The sequence below is a fragment of the Loktanella sp. DJP18 genome (genome assembly GCF_049310965.1).
Lineage (GTDB): Bacteria > Pseudomonadota > Alphaproteobacteria > Rhodobacterales > Rhodobacteraceae > Loktanella.
The window spans coordinates 23050-36001 of record NZ_JBMERN010000035.1 but is presented as its reverse complement, the minus strand read 5'-3'; the positions used below and the strand labels follow the sequence as shown (position 1 = coordinate 36001).

11 protein-coding genes are annotated in these 12952 nt (G+C 62.3%); 2 read left to right on the top strand and 9 right to left on the bottom strand.

The annotated features are described in order from the left end of the window. Positions 1–561: 561 nt before the first annotated feature. From ACOI1H_RS12045 to ACOI1H_RS12035, 3 genes are all read right to left on the bottom strand, one after another. The gene (locus tag ACOI1H_RS12045; protein WP_422437757.1) at positions 562–948 is read right to left on the bottom strand and encodes a response regulator; all 387 of its coding nucleotides are present in this window, start codon (positions 946–948) and stop codon (positions 562–564) included. Position 949: 1 nt separating this feature from the next. Beyond that, the gene (locus tag ACOI1H_RS12040) at positions 950–2599 is read right to left on the bottom strand and encodes a PAS domain-containing sensor histidine kinase (RefSeq protein ID WP_422437755.1); all 1650 of its coding nucleotides are present in this window, start codon (positions 2597–2599) and stop codon (positions 950–952) included. A 116-nt stretch (positions 2600–2715) separates the two neighbouring features. Then, positions 2716–5904, bottom strand: coding sequence for a CHASE domain-containing protein (locus tag ACOI1H_RS12035; protein WP_422437753.1), 3189 nt, complete (start codon positions 5902–5904; stop codon positions 2716–2718). A 321-nt stretch (positions 5905–6225) separates the two neighbouring features. Here ACOI1H_RS12035 and ACOI1H_RS12030 point away from each other — a divergent pair, with 321 nt between their 5' ends. Then, complete coding sequence (locus ACOI1H_RS12030; RefSeq protein ID WP_422437751.1) at positions 6226–7200, top strand: response regulator; 975 nt, start codon at positions 6226–6228, stop codon at positions 7198–7200. After that, the gene (locus ACOI1H_RS12025; protein WP_422437749.1) at positions 7197–7607 is read left to right on the top strand and encodes an Hpt domain-containing protein; all 411 of its coding nucleotides are present in this window, start codon (positions 7197–7199) and stop codon (positions 7605–7607) included. Before ACOI1H_RS12030 ends, ACOI1H_RS12025 begins: the two co-directional genes overlap by 4 nt. On the opposite strand, the gene ACOI1H_RS12020 is transcribed toward ACOI1H_RS12025, so the two are convergent. The 6 genes from ACOI1H_RS12020 to ACOI1H_RS11995 all read right to left on the bottom strand — a co-directional run bounded on the left by ACOI1H_RS12020 (position 7604) and on the right by ACOI1H_RS11995 (position 12923). Beyond that, positions 7604–8386, bottom strand: coding sequence for a FadR/GntR family transcriptional regulator (locus ACOI1H_RS12020; protein WP_422437747.1), 783 nt, complete (start codon positions 8384–8386; stop codon positions 7604–7606). The two genes, ACOI1H_RS12025 and ACOI1H_RS12020, sit on opposite strands and share 4 nt — an antisense overlap. Continuing rightward, on the bottom strand, positions 8332–9324 hold the full coding sequence (yjfF, locus tag ACOI1H_RS12015; RefSeq protein WP_422437745.1) for a galactofuranose ABC transporter, permease protein YjfF: 993 nt from the start codon (positions 9322–9324) through the stop codon (positions 8332–8334). The genes ACOI1H_RS12020 and yjfF overlap by 55 nt, the downstream gene beginning before the upstream one ends. Then, positions 9321–10355, bottom strand: coding sequence for an ABC transporter permease (locus tag ACOI1H_RS12010; RefSeq protein WP_422437743.1), 1035 nt, complete (start codon positions 10353–10355; stop codon positions 9321–9323). The genes yjfF and ACOI1H_RS12010 overlap by 4 nt, the downstream gene beginning before the upstream one ends. After that, complete coding sequence (locus tag ACOI1H_RS12005; RefSeq protein WP_422437742.1) at positions 10352–11869, bottom strand: sugar ABC transporter ATP-binding protein; 1518 nt, start codon at positions 11867–11869, stop codon at positions 10352–10354. The genes ACOI1H_RS12010 and ACOI1H_RS12005 overlap by 4 nt, the downstream gene beginning before the upstream one ends. Before the next feature lie 99 nt (positions 11870–11968). Beyond that, positions 11969–12493, bottom strand: coding sequence for a substrate-binding domain-containing protein (locus ACOI1H_RS12000; protein WP_422437740.1), 525 nt, complete (start codon positions 12491–12493; stop codon positions 11969–11971). Next, the gene (locus ACOI1H_RS11995) at positions 12411–12923 is read right to left on the bottom strand and encodes a substrate-binding domain-containing protein (protein WP_422437739.1); all 513 of its coding nucleotides are present in this window, start codon (positions 12921–12923) and stop codon (positions 12411–12413) included. Before ACOI1H_RS11995 ends, ACOI1H_RS12000 begins: the two co-directional genes overlap by 83 nt. Between the last annotated feature and the right edge of the window lie 29 nt (positions 12924–12952).

Here is a 12952-nt window from a genome sequence, read left to right as displayed (position 1 = left end):
AGCATCGTCGACGGGGCGGTGATCAGGCAATTGGCTATGCGGATGACCAGTCCGATGGGCTGTATCGTCCTCCACTTCGGTTTGATCGGATCACGTCAATCCATTGTTACTGTTCCCATATTTATTTGGAGGTAAGTCGAGAACCAAAAACGGAACGCAACTTTTGCCAAAGTTTGGCGCAAGCACGTAACTCTTTCGAACGTGCGTCTAAGTCGATCGGTCAACGTGAATCGCGCCCGCCAGGCAGTCGACGACTTTTGAACCATTCGACCCGGTCGCGGCCATTTCCAGAGCCTGCAGGGTTCCGCTGTCATGAGTCGGTCGAGCGCCGCCTGCATGACAGGCAGCCCAGTTCGTGGTCCTTGAACAAGCCAAGGCAGGTGTCGGGCGCTGAATGACCTTCTCCAACCATCTGCCGTCCCATGGTGGTCAACCGCCCGCCGTGGTCAACTCAACACATCCCAGACCGATCAGCAGGTGCAGGCAGTAGCCTGAAACACACCGGAAATCCGTCGAAGGATCGGGGCGTGGGTCAGTCGGCTCCGGTCATACCTTGCGACGTCAAGCGACGCTGGCCATGATCTGCTTGATCTGATCGCCCAGCGTGATGGGGTCAAAGGGTTTCACGATGACCTCGACCGCGCCCAAGTCGATCAATGTGCGACGATCATGCTGCTGGGCCCGGGCAGTCATGAAGATGACGGGAATGTCGGCGAAGTCGGGGTCGGCCCGGAATTTTGCGAGCAGTTGCACGCCGCTCATCTCTGGCATCATCAGGTCGAAAATCATGATGTCCGGTCGAAACGCCAGGGCCTTGGCCAGTGCGGCAGCCCCATTGTCACACTGCAGAATCTCGAAACCACCCGAGATTTCGAGCGACATGAGCGCGATCTCAAGGATGTCGTGGTCGTCCTCGACATGCAGCAGACGGATGGGATGCGACGCCATGCTACCGCCCTCCTTCGGCTGCAAGCGCAGCTGGCCATTGCATGTCAGGTTCCTGTGCGCGCTGGAACGTCACGGTGACGGTCGTCCCAAGACCTTCCTCACTGGTCAGCCAGACGGTTCCGCCATGGCTTTCGACGATGCCCTTGACGATGCTCAGACCCAGGCCGGTGCCACCCTTGCGGGCACGGTTGGCCTTGCCGACCTGCGTGAAGCGGTCAAAGATCCGTTCCTGCGCGCTGGCGGGAATCCCTGCGCCCCGGTCGGCGACACGGACCTGACACACGTCGTCCCCGACGGTCACGGTTACGTGGATCTGCGATCCTTTCGGCGAGAACTTGCAGGCGTTCGAGATCAGGTTCGTCACGACCTGATGGATGCGATCCGCATCATAGATGACCCACGCGGGTGCCGTCATGGCGTCGAAGTGGATCGACACACCGAAACGGGTGGCGAACGATTCGTTCGAACTGACACACTCCCGGACGGTCTGGACTAGGTCATGACATTCCATGTCGTAATCCATCTGCCCGGCAGCGAGTTTTTCGAGGTCGAGGATGTCGTCGACGATCAGCACCAGCCGGTCTGCGTTACGGTAGGCAATATCGAGTAGGCTGACGATCTTGTCCGAAAGTTCCCCCGCAGAGCCCGACCGGATCAGCCCGAGCGCGCCCTTGATCGACGTCAGCGGGGTGCGCAACTCGTGGCTGACAGTTGCAACAAGCTCGTCCTTGGCGCGGGAGACGGCCTGCTCCGTGGCCTGATCGCGCAGGACGACGTAAAGCCGCCGGCCGATATCGGCGGCCTCTATCAGTTGGATTTCGCCTTGAAACGGCACGTCATTGACAAGGGCGTCGAAACAGAAGTGGTCGATTTGCCCTGCCTCCAGTGCCAAGATCTGTTCCATCACGGCGGGGCGGTCGCGCGCCAGAGTGACATCGGACATCCGCACGTCGGAAAGCGCATCGCGATCCCAGCCGAAGAGGGCGACGGCAGCGTCGTTGGCAAAGGCGACCTCGTGCGTCTGGGCGCTGACGATGAACACGGGTTCGGACAGCAGGTGCAGGCTTTTGCCGGCATCCAGCGAACGGGACGTGACGGTCTGGCGGGACATGTCCGTGTGGACTGTGATCGCGCCATGGGTGCGTTGCCGGTCATCGCGGCGCGCGATGCGGGTCGTCTGCGTCTCGAAGACCTGCCCGGATTTGCCGACGATCCGCTGTCTGCCGGTCCAGATGTCGCCAGCGGCATGCGCCTCGATCACGTCGGCTCGCACGTCGGAATCGTCCGGGTGACCATAGGTGTCAGGGCTTTTGCCGATCAGGTCAGCGGCGTCGAAGCCGGTCAGCCCGAGGAACCGGTCGTTGACGAAGCTGATCCGACCGCCGCTGTCGGTCTTTACAACCATCGCATGGATCGTCAGGGCCTGTTCGTCGAGGTTCATCAGGGGTCGCACATCGGTGTCAGCGTCAAACCGCCGCTTGCGGTCTGGCAGGATCGTATCGACCGTCAGGCTGACCGCCCAGACCAGCGCGATCGCCAGGGCCAAGGCGACGCCGCCGCTGAACTGCGCCAGCCAGACCAATGCGAATACCGCCGTGCCGGCTGTTACCAGAAGTGCTGCCCTGAAAAGTGTTGCGCCATCTCTCGTCATCGAAACCTCGGAAAAAAATGAATATCGCCGCGGAGTTGGCGGCTTGACCGTTAAATGTTGCAGACAACTAGAAAGCGTTTGGGGCAGTTTTTAGACGGAAGAGAGGTGAGCGTCCATCATGTCGTGGCGGTTTTCAGCATCTGCTGCCGCAGGTCGGCGACGATCCGCTGCAAGGCGTCGGGGGATACGATGACGGGTGGACCGTTGGGGGCTTCACCAGAGGAATTCGCCGGGGATGACACGGCCACGATCCGGGCGTTCGGCTGAGCGACGATGAGTTCTTCCAGCAGACCGATCGCTTCACCGTCGCGCAACGTCCGGTCGATGAGGATAAGGTCGTAGGTGCATTCGGTCATGCGCAGACGCGCCTCGGCCGCAGTCGCAGCAGTCGTCACGCAGGCGATGTCTGACAGGCCGGAGCGGATGGTTTCGGCAAATACCGGATCGTCCTCCAGATGGAGGATCATCTTGCGCTGTGCGTTGTCTTCCACGGCCGTAACCGACTGTCCCGGCCGGATGTGGTGCGGGCAGGTGAAATAGAACGTGGTCCGCACGTCGGGGTCACTGGTGAAGCCGATCGTGCCACCCATGCGTTCGACGACCTGACGCGAGATATTGAGGCCAAGACCGGTGCCGCCTTTTTGACGGGTGTCGGAACCGTCGGCCTGCGAAAACGGAGAGAAGATGCGGTCGTGAAACGCCGGCGGCACGCCGGGTCCGGTATCGGTCACGCCGAACCTTATCAAATCGCCGTCAGACGTGATGTCGACCACGATTTCGCTGTGCGCTGGCGCGAACTTGCAGGCGTTCGACAGCAGATTGCCGAGGACCTGCGCCATGCGTGCGTCGTCGACCAGAACCTGCGCGCCCGGTATCCGGTCCTCGATCCGTATCGACAGGTCGCTCTTGATCAGCAGGGGGCAGTTCTGTTCGACCGCCTCCGACACAAGGGCTGCGGCGTCGTGCGGTGCGATGCGGAATACCATCTTGCCTGCCGTGATCTTTTCCAGATCGAGGATGTCGTTCACGAGCCTGATCAGCCGATCGGTGTTTGCAGTGGCAATGTCCAGCAAGCGTGTCGCGGGGCCGGTGGCGTCGGCCGGCTGATGCAAGGCCATCAATCCCAGCGCCCCCTTGATCGAGGTCAGCGGTGTGCGCAATTCGTGGCTGATCGTGGCGATGAACTCGCCCTTGACCACTTCAGCCTGCTTTTCCTGCGTGATGTCGTTGATCTGGACGATGTAGATTTCCATCTGCTGCGTCGGGTCGAAGGCCCAGGTCACCTTCACCAGACCCCATCGGATTTCGCCATCGGCCCGTTTGATTTGATGTTCGCCCCGGTATGTCCGGCCGGAGTCGCCCTGCAGGTCGGCAACAGAGGCCAGCACATCGCTTTTTTCGTCCTCCGTAAGAAGCGTGCTGAAATGACAGCCTGCCAGGCCGTGCTCATCATGGCCGGTCAGATGTGCCAGGGCCGCGTTGGACCGGGTCAGGTGGCCATTCACGTCAAGGATCGCGGTGCCCACCGGCGCGCGATCGATGACCAGCCGCAGCATCTCTTCTCCATGGATGTGGGCCTGCTGGGCGGTGCGCAGGGCAGAGATGTCGGTCTGCGACCCGACCAGCCGCAAGGCCCTGCCGTCGGCGTCGCGTTCGACGACGACTGCATCCGACCGCATCCAGCGCCAGCTTCCGTCCTGAAACCTGACCCGGAACTCTGCGATCGATCGCGGCGTGCAGCCCCTGATCGTGGCACGATACGATGCGTGGATCAGGTCGACGTCATCGGGATGCACACGAGAAAGGAAATGCGCCTCGATATTCGTTTCAAGGTCGGGCGGCAGGTCCATCAACCGTCGCCAGGTTTCTGAAAAGACCGAGGTTTTGGTCGCCAGATCGAGGTCGAAAACACCAATCTCCGCACCTTGCAACGCCATGTTCCAGCGTTCTTCCATCTGGCTGAGTGCCACACGCGATCGGGTTTCATCGGTGACGTCGCGCAACAGGACGGACTGAAGCGGCACACCGTCGGATCGGTGCCAGGCGTTGACCTGAACCTCCAGTCTGCGCAGCGATCCATCGGTGGCGATTGCTGCGGTCCAGGGCGTCGACAGATCCGCAGTGGGGTCGTCGGGTTTGACGATGTCTGAAAAACGGTGCCCGACCAGACCGGCGCTGTCAGGACCGATGATCTGCATGGCTGCCGGGTTCAGCGCGACGATCTTGCCGTCCTCGTCCAGATGCATGACGCCGAAAACCGAATTTTCAATGACCGAGAGATTCTGGCGTTCCCGGTCGGACAGCGCACGAGTCTTGCTGTCCACCAGCGCCTCGATCCGTTCGTCGTGGTCGGACTGCACCCGCAGATACCGCCACAGCAGGAAAGAGGCGCACAGGCCGGCCAGCAGGACGAGGAAGGGCGCATAGGTTCTGTGTTGTTGCTCGAACAGGGCGGTACTTGTCCAGGTCAGGGACCAGGTCCGCCCGAAAAGCCGCAGGTCGGCGGATCGGGTAAAGCGGGCCGGGCTCGTGCGGACCCCGGTGCGATAGATGGTATCTTCGGCGTCCCACACCTTCAGGTCGAACAACTGCCCCTGGCTCGCGGTCAATCCAGTCAGGGCCTGACCCGCAAAGAACGGCGCGTAGACCCAACCGACATGCGCGGCCCTGCGGGTCGAAACAGTGGAGGGTGTCGTCTGCCTGTCATAGACGGGCCTCAGCAGAAGCATGCCGGGACCTTCGTACTGGTCCTGCATCAGAGAAATCGGACCGGTCAGTTGCGGCTGTCCGGTGTCTCGCGCCGCGATGGCGGCGGTGCGCCGCGCTTGTTCGTAACTGATGTCGAGCCCGCGGGCCGCAGCGTTCGTGCTGGCTGGCGCGATGTACCGCACCACCATCTTATCCGGGCGGCCGGTTTCGGTATGTATCACAAGTTCTGGTTCCTGCGCCGCACGGGCAGCGTTCAAAACGTCGATCAGGCCGGGGCCGACCACGGGCTGCACCAGCCCCAGCCCCAGAATGCCCGGCAGGGTCTGGGCGATGTCGAGCGTATCGACGTAGTCCGCCCAATCGGTTGCCGCGACGCTTTCGGACGCCCTCAGGAACGCGCCCAGTCCGTCAAGGGCCAGAAGATAGGTGTCCAGCCGCGTGATCAGCGCCGCGCGGCTGTCCTCGACGATTGAATCGTAGGCAGACTGCGCGCGACGGTCGGCGACAACCTGCGCCGCGAAGGCCAGAACTGCCGTTACACCCACGCAAAGCGCGACGATCGCGATGCGAGTTCGCAAATTCGACTTGTAAACCATGGGGCGTGACCAATCGACGGTGCCCCGTCTGCGAGGGGTTACAGAAAACCTAGCGCCCCCGACCGACGTTTGCGAAAGCAAATTAGCAAAATATTCCGGTTGTGACAATACTACCCTGACGTGTATAGGGTTAGACGTGGCGGCCTGCGATGAGGGCTGATGGATCGGCGCGACGTTGCGGAAATCGTCCGCCTAAGGTATTAATTGCCATGAAAAAGCACGTTCAGGACAAAATCAGACCATAATTTGCCCTCAACTTAATCTCAAAGGTAAAGAGTTTCGTGTCGCGAAGCGACGCCCTTTGGCGGAAAGGCCTGAACGATGAGAATCCTCGCGGTTGATGACGATCCCTTCATTCTCGAGCTTCTGGAAGAGATCGTCGGCGGCCTTGGCGGGCATGACCTGACCACGGTCGAAAACGGTCACGACGCGCTCTCGCTTATCGACGCAGAACCGGCCTTCGACTGCGTCATGCTGGATATCCAGATGCCGGGCATGTCCGGGATCGAGGTGTGTCATGCCATCCGGCAGCTTCATGGCTATGATCTGACGCCGATCCTGATGCTGACGGCGATGTCCGACAAGAAGTATATCGACGGGGCCTTCCGGGCCGGTGCGACCGATTATCTGAACAAGCCGTTCGAGGTGACCGAGCTTCAGGCGCGGGTCGACGTTCTGCGCGCATTGGTCGAGGCCCGCCGTCAGGCCGGCGACACGCTGACGCGTATGCCGTCGGGGCCCCGTGCAGGGGTGTCGGACGCTCCGCTGTCTCTTTACAAGCCGTTCGACATTCGCGACATCGACGGGATCGTCGATGTGGTGGCCCTGGAAAACTATGTTGCCAGGCTGTCCCGCACGCGACTGTTCGGGTCCAGCGTCTTTGCCATCTCGGTCCGCCGGGTCGAGCAGTTGTATCTGAACACCTCCTCCTTCGACTTTCAGAGCATGATCGTCGATATCGCAGAGGCGCTGTCCGACACGCTGTCGAGGGAAAATTTCATGGCGGCCTATGCCGGAAACGGCACGTTCGTCTGCGTCATCGAAGGCGGCAAGCTCAGCGACTTCGACCGTTTCACGGATCAACTGAACATCGCCATCCACGCGCTGGGCATGCACTGCAGCGATGGCCGCCCCCTGCACGTGCGCGTCTGTGCCGGGCAGTCCAGTCGGCTGATGTGGCAGTCGGGAGCGTCCGCGCTGGATACGATGTCGCAGGCCGTCAACAGCGCGGAACAAGAAGCGCAGCGCCTGGAAAAGAACCTCGAGAACTTCTGGTACATGGGAGCAAGCGCATGACCGAACTCCCACATCTCGACCGGACGTTGGGTCCGTTGCGGGACCGGTTCATCGCCCATCATTATGCCCGCCACGACGGGCTCGAACTGCTGCTCGATGCGATGCGGCGGCACGACGACCCGGCGACTTGCGCGGCAAGCGCCGAGGCGGTCCTGCACAAGATTGCAGGGGCTGCGGGATCGCTGGGCCTGCCGGAACTTGGCCGCGCCGCCTCTCTGGTCGAAACCTTCATCCGTGGTCAACTTGCGGCGCAGGTACAGGATCATGACGCGATCTGCGACGCGCTGGATGCCTTCCTCGATGTGTCGCTGCAGGTCTGCAATCCGACCGGATGGCCCCCGTCCGACGACGCGCCCACCATGAACCCTGCGGCGCATCCGCAGCCCGGCAAACGCCAGCTGGCCTAGCCGACCTTGCAGCGCAGGCGGGTGCGACCGAAGCTGTCGCTGATGACTTCGGTCATGGCGGCATGCGCCCGCGCCGACTCTCCCCGCGCGATGGCCACGGCAATCGCGCGATGCTTGCGCGATACCTCGACCTTGCTCTGCGGAAACGCGTCGTTCGCCTCGGTCATGAACAGGGAATAAAGCGCGGTCTGCACCATGTCGCCCAAGGAATGCAGGAACCGGTTCTGCGACAGCTTCAGGATCTGCTTGTGGAATTCGTAGTCCGCGACGGCAAAGGCCGCGCGGTCGGTTGCCAGTTCCATGTCGTCGCAAAGTTGCGTCAGCCGGGCCGAGTCAACCACGTTGGCCATATGTGCGGCCTTAGCGGCGGCGGCGGGTTCGAAGATCATGCGGATCTCGAACAGTTCCTCGTAGAATTGCGTCGGATTCTTCTGCGCCGCATGCCACATCAGCACGTCCTCGTCGAACATGTTCCAGTCGTCGGCGGCGCGCACATGGGTGCCGACCTTGGCTTTGGACTGGATCAGGCCCTTGGCGATCAGCGTCTTCTTGGCCTCGCGGACAACGGTGCGCGACACGCCGAACATCTCGCACATGTCGGGGTCGAGGGGGATCATCGTGCCGGCAGGATAGTCGCCGGCGACGATGGCCTGGCCCATCTGATCGACGACAAAGGTGGTGTGGTTCGACGCCCGCTCTTCGCGCCCACCGGAGTGGACGAAGGTCATGATGGCGTGACGAAGCCAGTTGCTGCTTTTCTGCGTGTCGTCGATGCCCACGTCAGCCCCTTTTGAAGAAGGATGAATGCAAAGAGCAAACCCCCGATGACGATCTTTGTCCACCAGCTCGACAGTGACCCGTCGAAGACGATGTACGTCTGGATCAGCCCCATGATGAGGATGCCGAAGAATGTCCCCGCGACGAACCCGTAGCCGCCCGTCAGCAGGGTGCCACCGATGACGACGGCGGCGATGGCGTCAAGTTCGACGCCCACCGTCGCCAGCGAATATCCGGCAGAGGTATAGAGCGAGAAGACGATCCCCGACAGACCGGCCAGACCCCCGGAAATGGCGTAGATGCCGATGGTGGTCGATGCCAGTGGCACACCCATCAGACGCGCGGTGACCCCGCCGCCGCCAAGGGCGTAGACGTTCTGGCCGAACCGGGTGCGATGCGCCACCAGCGCGCCGACGATGAATGTCAGGATCATCACGCCGCCGATCAGGCGAAACCGCCCACCGCTTTCGGTGCGCCAGTAGATCTGCTGCAGCATCTCGTAGAATTCGTGCGTGATCGGCACGGAATCCGTGGACAAGACATAGGCCGCGCCGCGGGCAAGGAACATGCCGGCCAGCGTCACGATGAAGGGCGGCATTTCAAGGTAATGGATGATTGCGCCCATCGCCGCGCCAAAGGTCGCTGTGATGACCAGCACCAGCGCGAAGGCGGCTACCGGGTGGATGTTGGTGTCGCGCAGGATCACCGCCAGAAAGACGCCGGTAAAGGCGATGACGGACCCTACCGACAGGTCGATCCCGCCCGAGAGGATCACGAAGGTCATGCCGACTGCGACGATGCCAAGGAAGGCATTGTCCGTCAGCAGGTTCGCCACGACCCGCAGGGACAGCATCGCGGGATATTGCGACGCGCACAGCGCATAGGCCAACACGAAGGTCGCCAGCGTGACCAGAAGGGGCAGGTGGGTGGAACGGATCATCGCGGACCCTCCTTCAGCGGGGGCGAGGGTTTGCGCGACGACAGCGGGGCAGAGGCGCGCAGGATATATAGCAAATGGCCGACCCGTGGCGATTGGATCACGAGGATCGCGAGGATCAGCAGCGCCTTGATGATCAGGTTGAACTCCGGTGGCAGGCCAGACAGCAGGATCAGCGAATTGACCGACTGGATGATCATCGCGCCCAGCAGTGATGCGATGATGGAAAACCGCCCGCCCAGCAGAGAGTTGCCGCCGATCACGACGGCGAGGATCGCGTCGAGTTCTAGCCAGAGCCCCGCGTTGTTCGCGTCCGCCCCCTGAATATCGGCCGCAACGATGACTCCCGCGATGGCCGCCCCAAGACCCGAGACGACATAGACGCAGACCAGCAGGACGCGGCTGTTGATCCCGGCCAGACGCGAGGATGCCTCGTTGATGCCGATGGATTCGATCAGCATGCCGAGCGCGGTGCGGCGCACGAAGACGGCGACGAAGGTGCCAAGCACGATCCAGATCACGACAGCCGTGGGAATGCCCAGCACCGTGCCCGCGCCAAGGCGGATCAATCCGGGGTCGAGGAACGTCAGGATGGTGCCGCCAGTGATCAATTGCGCGATGCCGCGCCCCGCGACCATCAACACCAACGTCGCCACGATGGGCTGTATGCGCAGCACGGCGACCAGGAACCCGTTCCAGAGCCCGCAGATCGCGCCGACCGCCAGCGCACCCACGACGGCCGTCGTCCAGTGATTGCCGTCCACGACCAGCGATGCCGCCGTCGCACCTGCGATCGCCATGACGGCACCGACCGACAGGTCGATGCCCTTGGTGGCGATGACGAGTGTCATGCCAAGACACAACAGGGCCGTCGGCGCGCCACGGTTCAGCACGTCGATCAGGTTGCCGAACAGGCGCCCGTTCTGCATCTCAACCTTGAAGAAACCGGGGAACACGAGCAGGTTCAGGCCCAAAACAATGGCGAGGATAATCAGTTGCGGCGTGATCCGCCGCAGGAACGCCTGCCGCATCATGCCACCGCCTCCGGCATCTGGTCGCCAGCGATGGCACGGATGATGTTGTCGGCTGTCACCTGCGCGCCCACCAGTTCACCGACCTGCCGCCGGTCGCGCAGAACGATGACGCGGTTGGCATAGGCGACAAGCTCCTCCATCTCGGAGGAGGCCACCAGAAGGGCCATGCCGTCCTGTTGCAGTCGTCCGATCAGGGCGATGATCTCGGCGTGGGCACCGATGTCGATGCCGCGCGTCGGTTCGTCCAGTATCAGGAAATCGGGGTCCGTCGCCAGCCACCGCGCCAAGAGCGCCTTTTGCTGATTGCCGCCCGACAACAGCCGGATTGGCATGTCGAGGTTCGCCAGCCGGATATCCAGCGTGCGGACATAGTGCTGGGCAATCGCCTCGACCTTCTTGCGCGGCACCGGTTTCATCCAGCCTTGCCGGGCCTGCAGGGCCAGCACGATGTTGTCGCGCACGCTCAGGTCGCCGACGATGCCTTCGGTCTTGCGGTCTTCGGGACACAGCGCAAAGCCATGCGCTACCGCGTCGCGCGGGTTGCGGACCTGGATCGCCTTGCCGCGCAGGCGCAGGCGACCGTGGTCGGCCTTGACGGCACCAAAGATCAGGTTTGCCGTCTCGGTCCGGCCTGACCCCAGCAGGCCCGCCAGCCCCACGACCTCACCTTCGTGCAGATCGAGGCTGAATGCGTCCAGCATCCCGGTTTTCTGCAACCCGTCGATCTGCAAAAGTGGTTTGCCTTCGATGTGAGGCGCATGCGTGCGGACCTGTGCGGCAAGTTGCCGGCCGAGCATCAGCGTGATGACGTCATTGCGTGTGGCGCTTGCAAGATCGACGCGGCCCACGACCTGTCCGTTGCGCAGCACGGTGGCGCAGTCGCAGATATCGAAGACCTGATCGAGGAAATGGGTGATGAAGACGACAGCAAGCCCGCGGTCCTTCAACTGGCGGATCACGCCGAACAGAAGCTGCACTTCGTCATGGTCGAGGCTTGCCGTCGGTTCATCGAGAATCAGTACCTTGCCCGACATCTCGACCGCGCGGGCGATGGCCACGACCTGCTGGATTGCGACGGAATAGCTGGACAGAGGCTGTGTGGGATCGACCTTGATCCCGAAACCGCGCAGGGATGTGGTCGCCTCGGCGTTCATGCGGCGGCGGTCCACGAAGGGGCCGCGCATTGGCTGGCGGCCCAGAAACAGGTTCTCGGCCACCGTCAGGTTCGGCAGCAGGTTCACTTCCTGGTAAACCGTGCCGATGCCAAGCGTCTGGCTGTGGTGCGTGGATTTCGGATCGACGGGAGTGCCGTCCAGCACGATCTCTCCGCCATCCCGGCGGTAGACGCCGGTCAGGCACTTGATCAGCGTGGACTTTCCTGCTCCGTTTTCGCCCAGCAAGGCATGGATCTCGCCTGCTTTCAGGGTGAGGTCGACATTGTCGAGCGCGACGGTGCCGGGAAAGAATTTGGAGATGCCGCGGGCGTGCAGCACCGGGCGGGTGACGTCGGTCATGAAGTCGTCCTCGGGCGGCTGGGTCGGGATGACACCGTGCGACGGTCGCACGGTGTCATCCGCTGGATCAACAGAAACGGCCGGTTCCGGCCTTGATCGTCAGTAGCCGAGGCCCTTCTTCTCTTCATAGATCGCCTGGTTGTCGTCGGCCGCCGTGTAAAGGCGGCTTTCGGTCTGGATCCACTTTGGCGGCATCGTACCGTCGGTCAGATAGGCGGCCAGCGCGTCCAGCGCCGGGCCCGCCATGTTCGGCGTCAGCTCGATCGTGGCGTTCATCTCGCCGTTGGCGATGGCAAGATGAGCGTCCGGCACGGCGTCGATGGCGACGATCTTGATGTCCTCGCCCGGCTTCAGACCTGCTTCCTTGATCGCCTGGATGGCACCCACGGCCATGTCATCGTTATGGGCATAAAGGGCGCAGATGTTTTCGCCACCTTCGGCCTTGAGGAAGCTTTCCATCACGACCTTGCCCTGGCTGCGGGTGAAATCGCCGGTCTGGGACCGCACGATTTCCAGATTGTCATGCCCGGCAATCGCGTTCTCAAAGCCGGTCTTGCGGTCGATGGCAGGGGATGAACCCGTCGTGCCCTGCAATTCCACGATGCGGCAATCGGCACCGGCCATGTCGTCCACCAGCCATTGACCGGCGACTTCGCCCTCGTGCACGAGGTTCCGATGTCACGGCAGTCAGATAGAGCTCCTCGGGCGCGTCCACGGTCCGGTCAAGCAGGATGACGGGGATTTCGGCGTCCTGCGCCTCTTCCAGAACGCCGTCCCAGCCGGTGGCCACAACGGGTGCGATCAGGATTGCATCGACGCCCTGCGCGATGAAGGACCGCAGCGCCGAGATCTGGTTTTCCTGCTTCTGTTGCGCATCCGCGAACTTCAGGTCGATGCCGCGTGCTTCAGCTTCCTGCTTGGTCACTGTGGTTTCGGCCGCGCGCCAGCCGGATTCCGACCCGATCTGCGAAAAGCCGATGGTCAGGTCCTGCGCCGATGCGCCAAGCGGCGACAGGATAACGGCGCTGGCCAGCAGAGTTGACTTGATAGACATGGTGTTCCTCCCAAAACATGATGTCCGGC

What these genes read in the sequence shown, in the direction of transcription:
- ACOI1H_RS12045 (WP_422437757.1), bottom strand. Translation starts at nt 948, where the DNA reads ATGGCGTCGCATCCCATCCGTCTGCTGCATGTCGAGGACGACCACGAC.
- ACOI1H_RS12040 (WP_422437755.1), bottom strand. Translation starts at nt 2,599, where the DNA reads ATGACGAGAGATGGCGCAACACTTTTCAGGGCAGCACTTCTGGTAACA.
- ACOI1H_RS12035 (WP_422437753.1), bottom strand. Translation starts at nt 5,904, where the DNA reads ATGGTTTACAAGTCGAATTTGCGAACTCGCATCGCGATCGTCGCGCTT.
- ACOI1H_RS12030 (WP_422437751.1), top strand. Translation starts at nt 6,226, where the DNA reads ATGAGAATCCTCGCGGTTGATGACGATCCCTTCATTCTCGAGCTTCTG.
- ACOI1H_RS12025 (WP_422437749.1), top strand. Translation starts at nt 7,197, where the DNA reads ATGACCGAACTCCCACATCTCGACCGGACGTTGGGTCCGTTGCGGGAC.
- yjfF (WP_422437745.1), bottom strand. Translation starts at nt 9,324, where the DNA reads ATGATCCGTTCCACCCACCTGCCCCTTCTGGTCACGCTGGCGACCTTC.
- ACOI1H_RS12010 (WP_422437743.1), bottom strand. Translation starts at nt 10,355, where the DNA reads ATGATGCGGCAGGCGTTCCTGCGGCGGATCACGCCGCAACTGATTATC.
- ACOI1H_RS12005 (WP_422437742.1), bottom strand. Translation starts at nt 11,869, where the DNA reads ATGACCGACGTCACCCGCCCGGTGCTGCACGCCCGCGGCATCTCCAAA.
- ACOI1H_RS12000 (WP_422437740.1), bottom strand. Translation starts at nt 12,493, where the DNA reads ATGGCCGGTGCCGATTGCCGCATCGTGGAATTGCAGGGCACGACGGGT.
- ACOI1H_RS11995 (WP_422437739.1), bottom strand. Translation starts at nt 12,923, where the DNA reads ATGTCTATCAAGTCAACTCTGCTGGCCAGCGCCGTTATCCTGTCGCCG.